This window comes from Persicimonas caeni (assembly GCF_006517175.1).
Classification (GTDB): domain Bacteria; phylum Myxococcota_A; class Bradymonadia; order Bradymonadales; family Bradymonadaceae; genus Persicimonas; species Persicimonas caeni.
Genome location: NZ_CP041186.1, coordinates 1 through 18667, shown reverse-complemented (window position 1 = coordinate 18667; position 18667 = coordinate 1). Strand labels below are relative to the sequence as shown.

13 protein-coding genes are annotated in these 18667 nt (G+C 65.6%); 3 read left to right on the top strand and 10 right to left on the bottom strand.

Annotation, left to right across the window (positions count from 1 at the left end; translation table 11 throughout):
• Positions 1 to 38: 38 nt before the first annotated feature.
• Together FIV42_RS00070 and FIV42_RS00065 are read right to left on the bottom strand one after the other, a co-directional pair.
• The gene (locus FIV42_RS00070; protein ID WP_141195687.1) at positions 39 to 1481 is read right to left on the bottom strand and encodes an NAD(P)(+) transhydrogenase (Re/Si-specific) subunit beta; all 1443 of its coding nucleotides are present in this window, start codon (positions 1479 to 1481) and stop codon (positions 39 to 41) included.
• Positions 1482 to 1484: 3 nt separating this feature from the next.
• Positions 1485 to 3053, bottom strand: a complete 1569-nt coding sequence (locus FIV42_RS00065) for a Re/Si-specific NAD(P)(+) transhydrogenase subunit alpha (RefSeq protein ID WP_141195686.1) — start codon at positions 3051 to 3053, stop codon at positions 1485 to 1487.
• 76 nt (positions 3054 to 3129) lie between these two features.
• Between FIV42_RS00065 and FIV42_RS00060 the strand changes: the two genes are divergently transcribed.
• Both FIV42_RS00060 and FIV42_RS00055 read left to right on the top strand, forming a co-directional pair.
• A complete protein-coding gene (locus tag FIV42_RS00060) occupies positions 3130 to 3603 on the top strand; it encodes a TspO/MBR family protein (RefSeq protein WP_141195685.1) in 474 nt (157 codons plus the stop codon).
• Positions 3604 to 3822: 219 nt separating this feature from the next.
• Positions 3823 to 6009 carry a hypothetical protein gene (locus FIV42_RS00055; protein ID WP_141195684.1) on the top strand — a complete coding sequence of 729 codons (2187 nt, stop codon included), beginning with the start codon at positions 3823 to 3825 and terminating at the stop codon, positions 6007 to 6009.
• Between the two features lie 349 nt (positions 6010 to 6358).
• Here FIV42_RS00055 and FIV42_RS00050 read toward each other — a convergent pair whose 3' ends face one another.
• The 7 genes from FIV42_RS00050 to FIV42_RS00020 form a co-directional block, all read right to left on the bottom strand.
• Positions 6359 to 7327, bottom strand: coding sequence for a hypothetical protein (locus FIV42_RS00050; RefSeq protein WP_141195683.1), 969 nt, complete (start codon positions 7325 to 7327; stop codon positions 6359 to 6361).
• A gap of 149 nt (positions 7328 to 7476) precedes the next feature.
• Positions 7477 to 8121 carry an IS200/IS605 family transposase gene (tnpA, locus tag FIV42_RS31345; protein ID WP_141195682.1) on the bottom strand — a complete coding sequence of 215 codons (645 nt, stop codon included), beginning with the start codon at positions 8119 to 8121 and terminating at the stop codon, positions 7477 to 7479.
• Between the two features lie 238 nt (positions 8122 to 8359).
• A complete protein-coding gene (locus tag FIV42_RS00040) occupies positions 8360 to 9898 on the bottom strand; it encodes an alpha/beta hydrolase (RefSeq protein ID WP_141195681.1) in 1539 nt (512 codons plus the stop codon).
• Positions 9899 to 10038: 140 nt separating this feature from the next.
• The gene (locus FIV42_RS00035) at positions 10039 to 10266 is read right to left on the bottom strand and encodes a hypothetical protein (protein ID WP_141195680.1); all 228 of its coding nucleotides are present in this window, start codon (positions 10264 to 10266) and stop codon (positions 10039 to 10041) included.
• A gap of 54 nt (positions 10267 to 10320) precedes the next feature.
• Positions 10321 to 10656: a hypothetical protein gene (locus tag FIV42_RS00030; protein WP_141195679.1), complete on the bottom strand. Its 336-nt coding sequence runs from the start codon at positions 10654 to 10656 to the stop codon at positions 10321 to 10323.
• Between the two features lie 566 nt (positions 10657 to 11222).
• Positions 11223 to 12914 (bottom strand): FAD-dependent oxidoreductase, encoded by a 1692-nt coding sequence (locus FIV42_RS00025; protein ID WP_222615346.1) that lies wholly within the window; start codon positions 12912 to 12914, stop codon positions 11223 to 11225.
• A 286-nt stretch (positions 12915 to 13200) separates the two neighbouring features.
• The gene (locus FIV42_RS00020) at positions 13201 to 15003 is read right to left on the bottom strand and encodes a hypothetical protein (protein WP_141195678.1); all 1803 of its coding nucleotides are present in this window, start codon (positions 15001 to 15003) and stop codon (positions 13201 to 13203) included.
• 187 nt (positions 15004 to 15190) lie between these two features.
• On the opposite strand from FIV42_RS00020, the gene FIV42_RS00015 reads away from it, so the two are divergent.
• On the top strand, positions 15191 to 17062 hold the full coding sequence (locus tag FIV42_RS00015) for a M48 family metallopeptidase (RefSeq protein ID WP_168210286.1): 1872 nt from the start codon (positions 15191 to 15193) through the stop codon (positions 17060 to 17062).
• 93 nt (positions 17063 to 17155) lie between these two features.
• Here FIV42_RS00015 and FIV42_RS00010 read toward each other — a convergent pair whose 3' ends face one another.
• The gene (locus tag FIV42_RS00010; protein WP_246099118.1) at positions 17156 to 18652 is read right to left on the bottom strand and encodes a DNA translocase FtsK; all 1497 of its coding nucleotides are present in this window, start codon (positions 18650 to 18652) and stop codon (positions 17156 to 17158) included.
• Positions 18653 to 18667: the final 15 nt, after the last annotated feature.

The window sequence follows — 18667 nt, the reverse complement described above, 5'->3', positions numbered from 1 at the left end:
TGGTGTCTGACGCGATGCAAAAGGGATCATGCGGCGCCTCAGAGTCTCTCCCCCAAAGCCTCTAACTGTTCGCGCGCGTCGCCGAAGAACATGCGCGTGTTCTCCCGAAAAAAGAGCGGGTTGGCCACGCCTGCGTAGCCCGGCGAGAGGCTTCGTTTGAGCACGACGACCGTGTCGGCCTTCCACACCTGCATCTGCGGCATGCCCCAGATGGGGCTGGTGGGGTCGTCGGTGGCGCTGGGGTTGACGATGTCGTTGGCGCCGACGACGAGGACCACGTCGGTGTCGGCGAAGGTGGGGTTGATCTGGGACATCTCGAGGACGAGGTCGTAGGGGACTTCGGCCTCGGCCAGGAGCACGTTCATGTGCCCGGGCATGCGCCCGGCGACGGGGTGGATGCCGAAGGTGACCTCTTTGCCGGCGCGGCGAAGCTTGCGGGTCAGTTGGCTGACGGCGTGTTGGGCGCGGGCGACCGCCATGCCGTAGCCGGGGACGATGGCCACGCGCTCGGCGCGCTCGAGCAGCTGGGCGACCTCGTCGGCGTCGGTCGCGCGGGCTTCGCCGGCCTCGGCGCCCCTGCTGCTCCCGCTGCCTCGGTCGCCGGGCGTCTTCTGGTCGCTCGTGCCGAAGCCGCCGAAGACGACGTTGACGAGCGAGCGGTTCATGCCCTCGGCCATGATGTGGCTCAAGATGGCTCCGCTCGAGCCGACGAGCGCGCCGGTGATGATGAGCAGGTCGTTGCCGAGCATGAAGCCCGCGGCGGCGGCCGCCCAGCCGGAGTAGCTGTTCAGCAACGAGACGACCACGGGCATGTCGGCCCCGCCGATGGCGGCGACGAGGTGCAGGCCGAGCAGGGCGCTGATGGCGGCGTTGACGCCCAGGAACACCACCGCCTCGCCGGGGGCGGCGCCCATGACGGGCACGGCCGCGGCGATGAGCCCGGCGAGCAGGACGAGGTTGAGCAGGTGGCGCGCCGGAAGCAGCACCGGCGCGCTCGTCCAGCGCCCGGCGAGTTTGCCCCAGGCGACCATCGAGCCGACGAAGGTGAGCGCGCCGATGGCCACGCCCACGTAGACCTCGACGAGGTGGATATTCATCGCCGCGCTCGAGGCGTACTCCGCCTCGGTCAGGTAGCTCGAAAAGCCCACGAAGACGGTGCCCAGGCCCCCGAAGCCGTTGAGGATGGCGACCATCTCGGGCATGGCGGTCATGCGCACCTTCGCGGCGGCGAGCGCGCCCACCGCGCCGCCGGCGACGATGCATCCGGCGGTCAGCGCGTACGACAAGTCGCCGCGCGAAAAGAGCGTCACCACAACCGCCAGGGCCATGCCGGCGATGCCGGCGACGTTGCCCGCCCGCGCGGTCTCCTGGCGGCTCAGCCCGGCGAGCGCGAGGATGAACAGGATCGCGGCGGCCAAGTAGCCGATGGTCTGCAGGCTCTCGGGGGCGACGAGTGCGGCGATGTCGAGTATCTGCAGCATCGTCTACGACCTCTCACCGTTGGAAGCGGATTCAGCGCGAAACATCCCGAGCATGCGCTGGGTGACCCAGAAGCCGCCGAAGATATTGATGCTCGTCACCACGACCGCCGCGCCCGCCAGGGCCAGCACGGCCGCGCTCGCCCCTTGTGTGACCTGCAGAATGCCCCCGACGACCACGATGCCGCTGATGGCGTTCGTCACGCTCATCAGCGGGGTGTGCAGCGACGGGGTGACGTTCCAGATGAGCTGCCAGCCCACGAAGCAGGCGAGCACGAAGACGGTGAAGTGGCCCACGAATTCGGCCGGGGCGTAGAGGCCTACGGCCAGGAAGAGCGCGACGAGGAGCGCGAGGCCCGCGGCGGTGAGCAGGCGTTTGCGTGTGGGTCGATCCTCGGGTTCTCGGCGAGGCTCGGGTGGCTGCGCGGTCTCGCGAGGCGGCATCGGCTCGGGTTTTTCGGGCTGCTCGGGAAGCTCGACCTCGCCGCCGTCCTGCAAAAGCAACATCCCGCGGATGATCTCGTCGTGCAGGTCGAGCTCGAACGCGTCCGCCGGCCCGAGCAAGTCGACCAAGTTGGCGACATTCTCTGCGAAGAAAGCGCTCGCCTGCGTCGGCATCTGGTTGGCCAGGTCGGTCGGCCCGAGCACGGTGACCCCGTGGTGGTCGACGACCTCGTCGGGGCAGGTCAGCTCGCAATTTCCGCCGGTGGCCACCGCCAAATCGACGATCACCGAGCCTGACGGCATCGACTCGACCATCGGCTTGGTGATGAGCCGGGGCGCCTTCTTGCCGGGGATGGCGGCGGTGGTGATGAGGATGTCGGTCTGGGGCATCTGCTCGGCGAATAGCGCCATCTCGGCTTCGATATACTCCGGGCTCATGGTGCGCGCGTAGCCTCCCTCGCCGCTGCCCGACTCCTCGAGCTCGACCTCGAGGAACTCGGCGCCCAGGCTCTCGACCTGCTCGCGCACCGCCTCACGGGTGTCGAAGGCGCGTACCTTGGCGCCCATCTTGTGGGCCTGCGCGATGGCCGCCAGCCCGGCGACGCCCGCGCCGATGACCATCACGCGCACCGGCGGCGTCGAGCCCGCCGCGCTCATCTGCGGGGTGAAGAACCGCCCGTAGGCGTGCGCCGCGTCGATCACGGCCCGGTAGCCGGCGATGCCGGCCATCGAGCTCAACACGTCGACGGCCTGCGCGCGGCTGATGCGCGGCACGCGCTCCAGGGAGAGCACGGTCGCCTCGCGCTCGGCGAGCCGGTCGAGCAGGCCAGGGTGCTGCTCGGGCCAGACGTGGCTTATGAGCAGCGCGCCCTCGCGCAGCATGTCCGCCTCGTCGGGCGTCGGCGGGCGCACCTTCGTGACGATATCGGCCTGCGCCCACAACTGCTCGGTCTGCGAGACGATCGTCGCGCCCGCAGCCTCGTAGTCGGAGTCGGCGAGGCCGGCTCGGGCACCGGCGTCTCGTTCGACGAGCACGTCGTAGCCGAGACGGCACAGGCGCTCGACGCTCGCCGGCGTGCCGGCGACGCGGTGCTCGCCTGGGCGTGTTTCGCGGGGGATTGTGAGTTTCATGCGGGTTGCTGTGGGTTTACGTTCTTAGTGCCTACTCTCTCGAATTAACACACGATCCGCCCGTCTACCTCAACATATGAGCACATTTCTCCAAATCGCCGTGTCGGTCATCATCGCCCAACTCGCCGGTATCATCGGCGCGTTCGCGACGCGGTCGTCGGTCGGCAGTTGGTACAAGACTCTCGACAAGCCGTGGTTCACCCCGCCCAACTGGCTGTTCGGTCCGGCGTGGATCACGCTCTACACGCTCATGGGCGTCGCCGCGTGGCTCGTGTGGCGCAAAGGGGGCTTCTCCGACGAGGGTGTGCGCGTGGCGCTGATCGCCTACGGCGTCCAACTCGTCATCAACGCGGCGTGGTCGCCGGCGTTCTTCGGGGCGCGCTCGCCGATGGCCGGGTTGGTGATCATCGCGGTGTTGTGGGTGGCCATCATCGTCACGATTTACCTGTTCGCGCAGCACAGCAAGGCCGCGGCGTGGCTGCTGGCGCCGTATTTGGCGTGGGTGACGTATGCGTCGGCGCTGAATTTCGAGATTTGGCGGTTGAATTGAGGATGGGAGAGTAGGCATTGCCGGTCAGTCACGATGCCCCCGGGGCGGCCTTCGCCGCCCCGGCCCCCGTGCGAAGCCCACTCGATCCGAATCAGCGAGGAGGCGTGGGGGGCGACCGATCGGGAGGATCGTCAAGAAAACAAAAAGGATGTAATGATTTTGTTCGACCAAAAACAAACCGGGCACAAAGCCTGGAAATCATTACATCCGGAGACGATCATGCCAGACACTCGCCTCAATGTCAGCCTCCAAAATCACGAGCGTTCCGAGCCGCAGCGAGCAGTGCCCGCTCACTTCAACGAGTATATCGTAGCCTGCGAGCATCTGCGCGGTGAGGGCATTTTCGACGAGATCGAGCAGCAGTTTCGGCTCGACCGAAGCGGCTACCAGTTTATCGACGCGGTGCTGGCGGGGCTGGCCTTTTTTAGCGCCCAGCCCACGTACTCGGGGCTTCGTGGGATGCTCGACGAAGTCAATGGCCGAGGGTGGTCGCAGGCCCTGGCAGCGGCAGGGGGGCGAGACAGGCTTTGCAGCCAGGCATCGATGTCGCGCGTTTTGGGCGACATTCCCGAGGAGATGGCGTGTCGATTCAAAGAGCAGTTGCTCGGAGCATGGACCCCGGCGGCGCCTTTTTCGGCCTACGAGGCTGTGCTGTGGCGCGATTGCACCGGGCAGTCCTGGCACGGCTTCGCCATCGATGGGCGCGTGCAGCCTTTTCGACGCCGGGCGCTGTGCGAGGGCGAGGAGTACCCGCCCGCCCGCCGTCGGGTCGACAGCTTGGGCGCCAAACCGGGCTATTCGGGCCGAAAGCGCGCCGACGTCCAGATGGAGACGTCGATCTTGGAGCATCTGGGAAGCGGGCTTTATCTGGCGATGAATTATGCGGCCGGAAACGGCCAGCTCAGCGATGACTTTGCGCAGGGCCTGGCACTGATAGAGCGATGGGCCAACGCCCGCGGGCTCGAGCCCGGCCGGTGTTTTCTGGCCATCGACGGCCACCAGGGAGGGTTTGCCCAGCTGCGCGCGGCGCTTCGCTCGCCGGTGCACTTTTTGACCCGGCTTCGTTACTACGAGCCGCTCAAAGATCCTGCGGTGCGCGCTCAGCTGGCCCAGCAGACATGGCAGAAGGTCGACGATTCCCGAAGCGGCCCCCAGCGCTGGGCGACCGAAATGGGCGACTACTGGCTTGGTGACGCCCGGGCCAGGCTGGTGGTCAGCTGCTTTGAGCCGACCGACGGCAAGAAGCGCGGCGCCGGATGCTTTGTCGACGGGCTTCAGTACGAGGTCTACGCCTGCGATCTCGACCCGACGGCCTATCCGGCCGCAGAAGTCGTCACCACCTACTACGCCCGGGCCGGCCGCCAGGAAAACGGCTTTGCCCGACTCGATCGGCACATGGATCTGGAGAAGATGTACTCGGATTGCGCGCCCGGCCAGCAGGTCATGATGGCGCTGGGGGTTTGGCTACACAATTTCAGGGCTATTAGGGGCGCCGAGCTCTTCGGCGAGCTCGAGCCTATCGACGTCGAGGCTGCGCCGCGCAAGCTCGAATCGGCCGACACGCTGCCGCTCGCGCCGACCGGTGCCCCCGCACCCCACGCAGCCCCAGCGGCAGGCCGTCCGGAGCCGGCCTCGCTCGCCGTCGGCTTCGAGGCATCGCACGCCTGGTGGCAGAGTGTCACCCGAAAGGTCGAGCAGCGCATCGGTGGGCTCGATGGATTCAGCTATGACGCTCAAACCCGCCAGATCGGCTGTGCGAAAGGCGCCTATCTGGGCCTGTCCGGAATGCGCCAGCGCGGCGGCCGTGTGATCGTCAGATTCCGCATCGGCTCCCCACAAGCCTGCCAGGGCTGCCCCTTCCGCCGCGAATGCACCTCGTCGACGTCGCCGACCTACAGAAAAGAGATCGAGATTCACATGCCGCCGCCAGCCACGCTGGGTGCGCACGATGAGCCAGCTGCGATCCAAGGCCAAGATAAGGCCGCTGACGCGCCGACGCATGGCAGTGATCCCGCTGATAAGGCGTCGCCCTCAACGGCCCTGCTAGGGCTTAGACTGTCGATTCCTGACGACTTGCCCGAACCCGGCGACCTCCACATGCGTCAGCCGGTACTGGTCGCAAGCACCTTTCGCAACGCCTTTCGAAAAGCTGCTCGAAGCCTCAAGGTCGAGGTGACAAAATCTCCACCGGATTCCTCAACTCGCCACGTAGACTATCTGGCGATGACCGCCGCACGTCGCCAGCGACGCCGGAAAACCTGGGACGAGCGGCTACAGTGGAACAGCCTGCCCCAGCAGGCCAACATAACAATCGCCATCAGAGCCCCCTTAACTGCCGCACGTCTTTTACCGGAGGCAAATACCCCCGCATCGGATCCCCCCTTTCAAAACAAGGCGAATAGGTGATCCGAATCGAGTGGGCGAAGCAACGGGGGCCTATATGGTCGGCCTATCAGAAGTGGTCGGTTCTCGAAGGTTCATCTCTGAACCACTTTTGCTAGAGCAACCATAAAGCCCCCCGCCGCTCCGCGCGGGGGGCGGCCGGCGAAGGCCGGCCGGGGGCATCGTCACGAACCGGCAATGCCTACACTCTAAGTAACTACACGAAGATTCTGTCGGTCATCTCGGCGGCTCTCGACGCCAATCACTGCGTCGCCATCCCTCGACGATGCCGCTGGCATCGCCTGCGGGCTGTCTCCTTGTGCTTGCCGCCGATTGCTCGCCGAGCTTTCCCGCACAATCTCCGTGCAGTTACTTAAGGCCGCACCACCACCACACTACCCACCGTCCCCGTCCCAATTTCGGCCACCACGCCAAACTTCGCCTCTCGCAGCAAGCACGCCAGGCCCCACTCGCCGCATTCGAGATCGGCGATGTGGTGGTCGGTCTCGTAGAGCACTTCGGCCTCGCTGCCGTCGAGGTCGACCGCGTGGATCTGCCAACCTGCGACGAGCTCGCTGTCCTCGTTCTCGACCGCCGAACTCGTCCACAGCGCGCGCTCGCCCATGCCGTGCAGATGCTCGGGCGGGACGTCGCATTCGGTGAGCTCGGAGAGTTCGCCGTCGGCGTAGAGGTAGATGGCGTGGTCGTCGCACATCAGAAAGCCGCGGTCGGTCTTGGTGAACCGGCGCAGCATCAGGTCTTGGTCGGTGACGAGTTGCTGTTGCTCGTCGCGCGCGAGGTCGACGGCGTCGAGCTTCCAGCCGCGCGGGGTGTGGTGCAGGTACCAGACGCAGTCTTCGTCGACGTGCACCCGGTCGAGGGTGCTCGGCGTCGGGTCGCCGGTCTCCAGGATGCGGCGGAAGCGATCATCAGTGGGCTCGTAGACCGCCACGCCGGTAGTCGCCGGGTTGAGCTTGCCCTCAAAGAAGAGGCGCTCGCCCACGCACCGAAGCGCCCCGTCGGGCTGCTCCTCGGTGACCGTGTACTGCTCGACGGCGCCTGCGGGCGTCACCCGAAGCACGCTCTCTTGTTTGAGGCCCCACAAAAAGGCGCCCTTGGGGCCCACGGCGAGTGAAGGGGAGGGCGGCAGCGACCGGGCGAGCGTGGCGCGCTCGCCCGTGTCGACGTCGTAGGTGATCAGTTGCTTGCGCGCGACCTTGCGACCGAGCAAATCCTCGGTCGGGTCGGCCTCCTCGTCATCGACCAGCCAGTACAGCCGGCCGTTGTAGTGGCACAAGCTCTCGGTGTGCGGGCGCTCGTCGATTTGTTCGCCGGTCCACATGGTGGGCTCCTCGTGTTCGTTCCAACAACATCATTGGGCTGCGAGGAACGTAGACGTGAGAGTAGTGAGGTCCAGCGTTACTCGCCGGCGCTTCGGCTTGCTAAAGACTCGCGCTTCGGCTTGCTAAAGACTCGCGCTTCGGCTTGCTCTTAGATAAGCGGAGGCGTAGCCGGAGCGCCACCCCTCGAAGTGAAACGGAGAGGGGTCTCTGTAGCCGGGTGTGACCGAAGGGAACGCCCGGAGTTTGAGCTCACCTCAGTCCACCATGACGCACCCCACATTTGGCGGGCCAGTCGATGGTGCTGGCGTCGAAGTCCACGTGACACGATTGGTCGAGCCGACGTGGAAGGCGCCTTGTTCGCTGGTAGTCCATCCGGACCTACGAGTTTATCCGCAAGCTTCTCGTAGGGCAGCCAGAGGTTTCCGGTCCGATGATGCTCTTTCTGGTTCTCCACGTACTCGAGGATGCGGTCCATATCGGTCGGATTCAGAGTGAACGCTCCGTAGCCATCCTGCCAACCGAATCCCCACAGGTTCTTAAATCGTCCACGTACTGCCTGTGATGACTCCGACTTGATGCGCTCCAAAAAGTCACTTACCGAAACTTTCGGCTCCAGTGCGCTGACGATATGGACGTGGTCTTCGACTCCACCAAGGCGAATGGCGTGTCCCCCGGCACGCTTGATGAGCCGCACGAGGACTGGGTACAGAAATGACTCGACATCAGGCCAAATCCAACGGGCACGGTTTTTGGTGGCGAAGATGAAGTGGTAGCGAAGTCTGGTGTAAGGCATATCTCCTCCGAAAGTCGAACATGACGAAAACCCTCTACTTTGGTTTTCGGCAAAAGGAGGCGATTTGTTGCGTACTTTTTTGCGAATCGCCCTCTGGTGGGGTGTAGGGGGCTCTTTTTCCGGGCGTTCCCTACGGTCACACCCGGCTACAGAGACCCCTCTACGCTACGCTCCGAGGGGTGGCGCTTCGGCTTCGCCTCCGCTTATCAAGAGGCGAGCTCGACGTGGCCTCCAATAGCTACTCGCCCGCCTCCGCGTATCCTTTTTCCGCCATCCATTGCACTAGCGTCTCGAGCATCTTCGGCGAGAGCGTCGTCTCGATCTGCGAGTACTCGGCGGGCAATCCGGTGTTTGCCGGCTGGAAGAGGTGGTTGAGGCCCTCGAGGGTCTCGACCGTCGCGTCGGCGTCGTCGCCGAGCGCCTCTTCGAGCACGGGGGCGTTCTGCTCGGAGGAGACTTGCACGTCCTTGGCGCCGAAGAGGGCGAGTGTGGGGACGTCGACCTTCTGGAAGGTCTTCTGGGGCGTCATCGCCAAGAAGGAGCGCATCCACGGCTTGGTGAGCTGTCCGACGAGTTGGTCGAGGACGACCTTGCGGGTGTTGTCGTCGACGACGCCGTACACGGCGAGGTCTTCGGGGCTCATCGCGTCGATGGCGGCGTTGAAGTCGGCGCGAAGCTCCTTGCGAAGCTCGTCAGGGACGGGCTTGTCGAGGGGCACCGCGACGATCTTACGGAGCACGGCGTGCATGTTCTTCTCGTAGGTCTGGGCGCCCTCGGCGCTCATGCCCAAGCCCTCGAAGACGAGCCGGTTTTGGCGGGCGAGGAGCTCGTGGCCGGGCACCGCGGTGGGGGCGAGGAGCACGATGAAGGCGACCTTGTCGGAGGCGTTCGACGCCCGCGGGGCGACGTTGGCGCCCTCGCTGTGGCCCACGAGCCCGATGGCGTCGGCCTTGATGTCGTCGCGCTGGGCCATGAACTCGGCCGCGGCGATGGCGTCCTGGGTGAAGTCGGCGATGGTCGCGTCTTCGAACGTGCCGGTCGACTCGCCCACGCCGCGGTCGTCGAAGCGCAGCACGGCCACGCCGTGGCGGGTCAGGTAGTCGGCGAGCACCCAGAACGGCCTGTGGCCGGCGAGGGCCTCGTCGCGGTCCTGCGGGCCCGAGCCGGTCAGCAGCACGACCGCCGGGTGCGGGCCTTCGCCCTCGGGCAAGGTCAGCGTCCCCGCGAGCTGCACCGCGTCGGCGGTTCCCTTCGTCGGCTCGCCGCCGGCAAATTTCACCTCTTCGACCGTGTAGGGGAAGGGCGGCTCGGGATTCTGCGGGCGGTTGACTCCTTTGGCCTCTTTGGCCTCGGTGCGCTCGAGGTCGAGCGGGAGCGACGAGCTGCCCTGGGACCACTCGCCGTCGATGGCGGTTCCGTCGTCCGAGAGCGTGCCCGTGAAGACCCCGCCGATGCTCACCACGGCGATCGTGACCTTGTCGCCGTCGTGCTCGACGGCCGAGACGGGGATGCCCGTCGCGCCCTGGTCGGGGCTATCCATTGTGGCGTTCCAGGTGCCGTCGTCGGTCTTGTCGAGGTGAAAGACGAGCGTGAGTTGGGCGCCGGGGACGGTCAACGGGCCTTGCCAGGTGCCCTCGAGGGACGGCTGCTGGGTGGCGTCGGGCATCGTTTGTTGCTCCTTGTCCTGTTGGTCTGGTTGCTCGGCAGGGCTCGAGGCGCAGGCGGCGAGGGTGAGTAGGGCGGTGGTGAGCAGCAGGGTGAGGCTTTTGTGGGGCACGGTGAACTCCTTGGAAAGAGGGGATGTCGACTGCGCTGGTTTTAGCCGTTGGCGCGGGGAGGTGGCAAGAAGACTGGGGCCGCCGTTCGCCTACGAGGGCCTCCTTCCGTAAACGAAATCCGTAATTGAGTTTCCATCGCTCAAAGGCTATGGGCGGGCGGATACTCCTCGCCCTCGCACAGCGCCCGGCGTCGAAAGGGCTGCACGCGCCCATCGATGGCGAAGCCGTGCCAGGGCTGGCCGGTGCAATCGCGCCACCGCACGCCCTCGTAGGCCGAAAGAGCTGCGGGCGGGGTCCACTCCCCGAGCAGCTGCTCGGTGAATCGACACGCCATCTCGTCGGGGATGTCGTCCAGCACGCGTGACATCGAAGCCTGGCTGCGAAGCCTGTCTCGGCCCTCGGCCGCCGCCAGGGCCAGCGATCAACCACGGTCATTGACCTCGTCTAGCATCCCGCGAAGCCCCGAGTAGGTCGGCTGGGCGCTGAAAAAAGCCAGCCCCGCCAGCACCGCGTCGACAAATTGGTAGCCGCCGCGGTCGAGCCGAAACTGCTGCTCGATCGCATCGAGGATACCCTCACCGCGCAGATGCGCGCAGGCAACGATATATTCATTGAAATCGGCGGGTACTGCTCGCCGCGGCTCAGAAAGATCGAGCGTTTGGAGGCGGACATTGAGGCGAGTGGCTGGCATGATCGTCTCCGGAAGTAATGATTTCCAGGCTTTGTGCCCGGTTTGTTTTTGGTCGAACACAATCATTACATCCTCTTTTCTTTCTGGACGCTCCTCCCACTCGAATGCCCCCACGCCTCCTCGATGATTCGGATCGAGTGGGCGAAGCAGCGGGGGCCTATATGGTCGGCCTATCAGAAGTGGTTCAGCGGCGAACCTACAACAATGCACCAATGCTGCTAGAACAAACCATAAAGGCCCCAGTTGCTTAGCGCCTCATGGGCATACACAAGTGGTTGCGTCGGCTGTGAGTTCATTTTGTGCCCGTGCGCCTGACCGTGGTAGCTGTCCTGTGTGGGCCTCGAGGTGAGAAACGCCTGCTACATAAGCAATTAAGGACATAGGGGCTGCGAGTCGCGAGGTGGTTCCAACTCGCAGGTCGGCAACCTGGAACCTCTCGCAACACGCAGCCCCTATGTCCTTAACGCCCGCAGTTCAGGGCGCCCTATGTAGCAGGCGTCGCTCGCTAGCAAGGCCACCAAACTCGAATGTCCCCACGCCTCCTCGATGATTGGGTCGAGTGGGCGAAGCAGCGGGGGCCGGGGGGCGGAGGCACCCCCGCGGGCATCGCAGCGTATCGGCAATGCGTCCAGTCAGCGGTCGTCACCCACCGCCATACTCCACAAACAATACCCACCCAACAGATTGCGCGCCTCGAACCCGTGCTGCAGCAGGATGCGCACGGCCAGATACCCGCGCTTGCCGCGCTTGCAGTTGATGACGATGGGCACGTCGCGGTCGAGCTCGTCGAGGCGCTCGCGCAGGTTGTCGAGGGGGATGTTGACGGCGCCGGGGATGGTGCCGGCGGCGTACTCCTTTTCGGTGCGCACGTCCACGAGCTTGACGTCGTCGCCGAGCTCGGCGACTTCGTTCCACGCGATCGTCGGGTGCGCGCCGGCGAGCATGCCGGCGGCGACGGCGCCGAGGTGGTTGACCGGGTCTTTGGCCGAGGAGAACGGCGGGGCGTAGGCCAAGTCGAGCTCCTCGAGTGCGTCGACGGTCATGCCCGCGGCGATGGCCGTGGCGAGGACGTCGATGCGTTTGTCGACGCCGTCGCGGCCGTAGCCCTGCGCGCCCAAAAGCTTGCCGTCGGTCGGGTCGAAGATCGCCTTGAGGGTGATATTCTCGGCGCCCGGAAAGTACGAGGCGTGCGACGAGCCGCTGATCCAGGCGACGCGGTGGTCGAGGTCGAGGCGCTTGGCCAGGCCCTCGGACATGCCGGTGCAGGCGGAGACGGTATCGAAGACCTTGATGATGCTGGTGCCCAGCGGGCCGCCGTAGGTGCGCTCGAGGCCGCCGATGATGTCGGCGACGAGGCGTCCCTGGCGGTTGGCGGGGCCGGCGAGCGGCATGAAGCCGGTCTGGCCGGTCACGCGGTGGGTGACCTCGACGGCGTCGCCAATGGCGAAGATGTCGGGGTCACTGGTGCGCAGCGTCTCGTCGACGCGGATGCCGCCGCGCTCGCCCAGGGTGAGGTCGGCGGCTTTGGCGAGCTCGACCGCGGGGCGCACGCCGACGGCCATCACGACCAGGTCGGTCGCCACGGTGGGCCCGTCGAGGGTCTGCACCGCCAGGCGCTCGCCGTCCTCTTCAATGGCGTTCACGCGGGTGCTGGTGAGCACTTCGACCCCGTGGCGAGCGCACGCGTCGCTGAGCGCGGCGGCCATCTCGCGGTCGAGGTTGGGCATGACCTGGGCGGCCATCTCGACCACGGTCACGTCGATGCCGCGGTGCTCGAGGTTCTCGGCGACCTCGAGGCCGATAAAGCCGGCGCCGACGACGGTGACGTGCGCGGGCTGCTCGTCGTTGCAGGCCGCGAGGATGCGGTCCATGTCGGGGATATTGCGCAGCACGTGGACCTGCGGAAGGTCGGCGCCGGGAATCGGCGGGATGAACGGGGTCGCGCCGGGTGACAGGACGAGCTGGTCGTAGGCCAGCGTCGAGCGCGCGTCGGTGTCGACGTCGCGCAGCTCGACGGTCTTGGCGTCGCGGTCGATGTCGACGACCTCGGTCAGCACACGCACGTCGACGCCGTAGCGCGCCTTGAAGCTCTCCGGGGTCTGCACGAGCAGGCTGTCGCGCTCTTCGATGACTCCGCTGAGGTGGTAGGGCAGCCCGCAGTTGGCAAAGGAGATATGCGGGCCACGCTCGACCATGATGATCTGGGCGTTCTCGTCGAGGCGGCGAAGGCGCGCGGCGCACGAGGCGCCTCCGGCGACGCCGCCGACGATGACGACGGTGCGGTGCTTCGACTCTTCGGGATGCTGGGTCATTTGGTCCGTCATGAGGGTACTCCGACTTCTATGTGGTACAGCGCCGCGCAAGTTCTGCGCGGTCGTGGTGAGAATGCAGTATTTGCGCGGCTTTGGACGCCTTAAAGGGGCGCGCACGCGTTGACGGGGTGGATGGACTGCAAAGAGTGCGCCACGGGTGAAAGATGGGGGCGAAACGGCCGCGAAGCCGCGCCCCGGGCGGGGAGGGGCTGCGCGATGGCCGCGAAGCCGCGCCCCGGGCGTGGAGGGGCTGCGCGCCGGCTGCGAAGCCGCGCTCCGGGCGGGGCGCGGCCGTGCATCAATCTCGCACGGGAGCCTCCGCCCGGGGGGCGGGGTTCGGAGCCAGGACATCGCGCAACCGAAATCCCTTCGTCTTCTCGTGCCTGCGCAGCCGATGGCGCAACTGATCGTCGGGGCGTCGCCGCGAGTCCGCGAAGACCCGGGCCACGGCCTCTGCATAGGGCAGGTGCGGGTGTTCGTCGCGCGGCAGTATCTGCGGGGTAAAGACCTTCAAATGATCCCAGTACGCCGCCGCGTCCACCCGTCGGATAAACTCCGCCTGGCTCGCCTCGAACTCCTCGGCGGTGCGTCGCACGAAGTCGCAGTCGCGCACGTAGACCGACATGCGGTCCTTTTTGTGGGAGCGGTCGTGGGCGAAGGTGGCCACGGCGTGCTCGACCATCGCCCAAAAGCGCATCGGCGCCGTGGCCGGTGACTGATCGCTTGTCCGATAGGCGCTGACACCGGAGCCATAGGGCAGGGGGAAGTCGAACAGGTAGAACGGGTGATATTTGAGCAGCCTGTCGGCCAGTTGGCGTGCGGGGATGGAGGGCTTCTGGCGGGCCTTGGGGCGCCGCGATGGGGGCAGGCGCGTGGCGGTGGGGATGGCGAGCACGACCATGCGCTGACGGGGCGGGCAGTCGCCCGGGTCGAAGCAGCCGGCCGCGTCGACCAAGAAGATCCAGGTCGCGTCGTGCCCCTGCTCCCGCAGCCATTCGCCGTAGGCCGGCCACAATTCGTCGCGCGCGCCGAGCAGGATATGCTCGCGGATCTGCTCTGCGCGCCGGGGTGGGTCGTCTTTGGCCCACGGGTAGACGACGTGAATGCGATTGAGGCGGCACCATTGGTCGAACTTGCGCTCGTAGCGCGTGGTGGCCGTCTCGGGCATCGGCTCGGTATGGCAGGGCGCGTCGATGGTCGAGAGCCCCGCCAGCCGAGCGTGCGTCGCCTCCCAACTCTCTCGTTTCGCTGACTCGGCGTAGATCACCGCCCCCTTGCCGCGCTCGATATACGAGCGAAACAGCGCGACGTCGGCGCGGTGCGCCACGTGCACGTCGAGGTACAGGTGGCGATGGCGTTTGTGTTCGATGTGCCGACTCATCGCCAGCGACAGCTCGCTCAGGTCGGGGAAGAAGCGCTCGAGGCGGGCGAGCAGCTCCAGCATCCTCAGGCCGTCGTCCTCGGTCGGATAGGAGCGACACGCTTGCTCCATCCATTCGCCCACGTGCAACTCGCCGGCGCACACGCGCCGAAGCTCGCTCTGCCAGGGCCGCAGGCCGCGCGGGGCGGGCCCGTCGGCGACCAAGTCGCTCCAGCGCGCGATGCGCTCCTCGACGTGGCGCCCGTAGTGTTCCAGAAAGGGCGTCGGCCCGTGCAGGTGCATATACTGCAGCGTAAAGAGCGCCTGCGTGTCGGGGTCGGCCGGGGTATGCGCCTCGCCGCGGGCCTCCAGGTAGGCGCGGTGGACCCGCTCGAGCTCGCCGGGGACGCCCGTGTCCGGAAAGTAGAGCTGGCGAAGGTGCAGCAGGCGCACGAGCTGACGATAATCGGCGTCGACCTCGTCGGTCAGCCCCTCGTGGGCGAGGCGCTCGAGCCAGTGCTCGACGGGGTCGCCATGCGCCGCGGCGAGCGCCAGCCAGTCGCGCTCGTTACGCAACAGCGCTCTCGCCAGCCGAGCGTCCTCGGCGTCGAACTGCGCGCGCGTCTCCTCGTAACGCGCCATGACGGGTGCCGACAGGCCCTCTCTGTGAGCCCCGTAGACCCAACGGGTCAACGCGTGGAAGCCAGACATCGGATAGGGAAGCCTGAAAAACTCGTCCATCTTGCCCTCACAAGATTGCATCTTTTGTGTGTCGAGGGGGCCAATTTACACCGGAGCGGGACGTCCGTGCAATCGGCAAGGAGGGGCAATTTCTGCGTTTGGCGCGAGTTTGTCGGGGATGATAGGCTGGGCGCGCTACTTTGGAGAATTGAACCAGCTACGGCGTGGCTGGAAGTGGGGAAAGCTCATGGATATGACAATCGCCGAGTACGAATCTCTCGTGACCCGTTTGGAGCGTTCGGCAGAACGCAGCCCGGGCGCCTACAAGGCTAAAGTCGTCGGTCTGGCGCTGTTGGGATACTCGTATATCTTCGGTGTGCTGATCGTTCTTCTGGCGCTGGTGCTCGGTCTCGGCGCGCTGGTGCTCATCAAGCCGTTGCTCTTAGCCAAGATTGGCTTCAAGCTGCTCATTCCGCTCGCGGTGGTGATTGGTGTGTGTGCCAAGGCGATTTGGGTGCGCTTGGGGGAGCCGGAGGGCCGCGCTCTGACCCCCGACGAGGCTCCCGAGCTCTTCGCCGAGTTGAAGCGCATTCGCAAGGACCTGGGGGCGCCGCGCGTTCATGAGGTCATCATCACCGATGATTTCAACGCTGCCATCACTCAGGTGCCTCGGCTGGGTCTCTTCGGTTGGCAGAAGAACAATCTGATTCTCGGCCTGCCGTTGATGATGACGCTGACGCTCGACGAGTTCCGCGCGGTGGTCGCCCACGAGATGGGTCACCTGGCGGGGAACCACGGCAAATTCAGCGCCTGGATTTATCGGCTGCGCATGACCTGGTACCGCATCAAGGCGAGCTTCGACGATGGCCAGAACGCTTCGATGCTCTTCAACCGGTTCTTCAATTGGTTCGTCCCCTATTTTGGCGCCTACTCGTTTGTGCTGGCCAGACAGGATGAGTACGAGGCTGATCGAAGCGCCGCCGAGGTGAGCGGCGCGCAGGTCGCCGGCGCTGCCCTGGTCAAGACGCACGTGTTGGGGGCGTATCTGGGGGAGAAGTTCTGGCCGAAACTCTTCGAGCGCAATCAACGTGAGGAAGAGGCGCCTCGACGTCTCTTCGTCGAGATGCATACCGAGCTCAACGCCTCGGTCGAGAGCGCGGACGCCCAGATGCTGTTGACCCAAGCGTTGCAGCGCCAGACGGGCTTCGACGACACACACCCGAGTCTATCGGACCGGCTCGAGGCACTGGGCGTCGAGGCCGAGTTGCCGCCGCCTGCCGAGCAGAGCGCAGGAGACGTGCTCCTCGCCGGGGTGCACGAGGGATTGACCGAGGAGTTCAGCCGAGCGTGGCACGCTTCGGTGCGGCGGAAGTGGCAGGAGATCCACGCCGAGTCGCGCTCCGGTCGAGAGCGGCTGGCCGAGCTTCGCGAGCTTCGTGGTGAGCGCGAGTTGGGTGACCAGGAGTTGTGGCAGTTGGCGACGTTGACCGAGCGCTTCGACAGCGAGGAGGAAGCACTCGAACTGTTCCAGGTGTATCTGGACACCTATCCCGAAGACGCCGACGGCCACTACGTCGTCGGGCGCCTCCTGCTGAGTCAAGACGACGAGGCGGGGCTTAGCTGCCTCGAGACAGCCATCGAGAAGAACGAAGCCCACACCCCACACGCTTGCCGTGACGCGGTCGAGTTCTTCTTTCGCAATGACCGTCGCGCAGAGGCGCAGCGGTGGATCGATAGGCACGACGTGTATCAGCACCGGATGGCCGAGGCTCGACAAGAGCGCAACACGCTGAAGCCGGGTGATACGTTCTTCGGCGCCTCCCTGGAGCCCGAGCAGCTCGCCCAATTGCGCAGCCAGCTCGACATGTACCCGACCATCGAGGAGGCCTACATCGCCTGCAAGGATGTTCGGCACTTCAAGGAGGTTCCGCTCTACGTGCTGGGAATCGTGCCGCATACCGGCCTCTTCGGCGGTGGTGAGGAGGTCGAGGAGCTCCTTCCGATGATCCTCGACGAGGTCGAGTTTCCCGGCGAGACGTTCGTCATCAACCTGAAGGATAGCGACTTCTCTTGGCTGAGAACCCCGCTCGAGCAGGCCTCGGGCTCACGGATCCTGTGAGCCCGAGCCTCACAAACAAAAAGCGCGACCCCGTCCCCGGGGCCGCGCTTTTTGGTTTAGCTCATTAGCTCCTTCGCTAATTCGCTCCTTCGCTCACTTGCAGTGGTCGGGCACCGTATCGACCAGCACCTCGCGGGGGCGGCAGCCGTCGGACTCGCCGACGATGCCCTCGGCGGCCATGCGGTCGACCATGCGCGCGGCGCGGTTGTAGCCGACGCGCAGCTTGCGCTGGATCATCGAGATCGAGGCTTTGCCTGAGTCGACGACGACCTTGACGGCGTCGTCGTAGTACTCGTCCTTCTCCCACTCTTGCTCGAGGGGGCTCTCTTCCTCTTCGTCTTCCTCGACGAGGATCGACTCGTCGTATTGCGGGTCGCCTTGCTCTTTGAGGAAGTCGACGATCTGGTGGATCTCGTTCTCCGAGACGAACGCGCCGTGGACGCGCTTGAGGTTGCTGGTGCCCGGGGGCACGAACAGCATGTCGCCGTTTCCGAGCAGGTTCTCGGCGCCGTTGGAGTCGAGGATGACGCGGCTGTCGGTCTTACTGGTGACCCGCAGCGCCATGCGCGTGGGGAAGTTCGCCTTGATGAGACCGGTGATGACGTCGGTCGAGGGGCGCTGGGTGGCCAGAATCACGTGGATACCGGCAGCACGCGCCTTCTGGGCCAGGCGAGCGACGGCCTGCTCGACGTCCTTCGAGGCGGTCATCATCAGGTCGGCGAACTCGTCGATGACGACGACCAGGTAGGGCATGCGCTCGTGGGTCGCCTTGCCGTTGTGGTCGATGTCGAGCTCGCGCATCGCCGCCGATTCTTCCTTGCCGTCGAGGTGGTCGAGCTCGGCCTGCTTGGTCAGTCGCTCGACCTTCTTGTTGTAGCCTTTGAGGTTTCGCACCCCGAGGTCGGCCAGCTTCTGGTAGCGCTGCTCCATCTCGTTGACGACCCAGTTCAAGGCTACCGTAGCCTGCTTGGGGTCGGTCACGACCGGCAAGAGCAGGTGCGGGATATCCTCGTAGATATTGAATTCGAGCATCTTCGGGTCGACCATGATCATGCGCACGTCCTCCGGGGAGTTCATGTACAGGAGGCTGACGATCATGGTGTTGACCGCGACCGACTTACCCGAGCCGGTGGCACCCGCGACCAAAAGGTGCGGCATCTTGGCCAGGTCGGCCGTCACGGGCTCACCCTCGGTGCCCTTGCCGAGCGCCATGGGGAGCTGCATCTCGTTGCCCTGGAACACGTCGTCGGCGATGATCTCTTTGAGCCAGACCATCTCGCGCGTCGGGTTGGGTACCTCGATACCGACGACGCCCTTGCCGGGAATCGGCGCCACGATACGCACGCTGTAGGCGGCCAGCGCCATGGCGAGGTCGTCGGAGAGCCGGGCGATCTTCGAGATCTTGACGCCCGGGGCAGGGCTGAACTCGAACATCGTGATGACCGGACCGGGGCAGATCTCGACGATCTGACCCTCGACCTTGAAGTCGGAGAGCGTCTGCTCGATCTGGGCGGCCATCGAGCGCAGCGCCTCGGTGTCGACGTCGACGCCGTCGGAGTCGTCGTAGTCGAGGAAGCTAAGCGGCGGCAGCTCGTACTTGCCTTT

What these genes read in the sequence shown, in the direction of transcription:
- FIV42_RS00070 (WP_141195687.1), bottom strand. Translation starts at nt 1,481, where the DNA reads ATGCTGCAGATACTCGACATCGCCGCACTCGTCGCCCCCGAGAGCCTG.
- FIV42_RS00065 (WP_141195686.1), bottom strand. Translation starts at nt 3,053, where the DNA reads ATGAAACTCACAATCCCCCGCGAAACACGCCCAGGCGAGCACCGCGTC.
- FIV42_RS00060 (WP_141195685.1), top strand. Translation starts at nt 3,130, where the DNA reads ATGAGCACATTTCTCCAAATCGCCGTGTCGGTCATCATCGCCCAACTC.
- FIV42_RS00055 (WP_141195684.1), top strand. Translation starts at nt 3,823, where the DNA reads ATGCCAGACACTCGCCTCAATGTCAGCCTCCAAAATCACGAGCGTTCC.
- FIV42_RS00050 (WP_141195683.1), bottom strand. Translation starts at nt 7,327, where the DNA reads ATGTGGACCGGCGAACAAATCGACGAGCGCCCGCACACCGAGAGCTTG.
- tnpA (WP_141195682.1), bottom strand. Translation starts at nt 8,121, where the DNA reads ATGCCTTACACCAGACTTCGCTACCACTTCATCTTCGCCACCAAAAAC.
- FIV42_RS00035 (WP_141195680.1), bottom strand. Translation starts at nt 10,266, where the DNA reads ATGTCACGCGTGCTGGACGACATCCCCGACGAGATGGCGTGTCGATTC.
- FIV42_RS00030 (WP_141195679.1), bottom strand. Translation starts at nt 10,656, where the DNA reads ATGATTGTGTTCGACCAAAAACAAACCGGGCACAAAGCCTGGAAATCA.
- FIV42_RS00025 (WP_222615346.1), bottom strand. Translation starts at nt 12,914, where the DNA reads ATGACGGACCAAATGACCCAGCATCCCGAAGAGTCGAAGCACCGCACC.
- FIV42_RS00020 (WP_141195678.1), bottom strand. Translation starts at nt 15,003, where the DNA reads ATGGACGAGTTTTTCAGGCTTCCCTATCCGATGTCTGGCTTCCACGCG.
- FIV42_RS00015 (WP_168210286.1), top strand. Translation starts at nt 15,191, where the DNA reads ATGGATATGACAATCGCCGAGTACGAATCTCTCGTGACCCGTTTGGAG.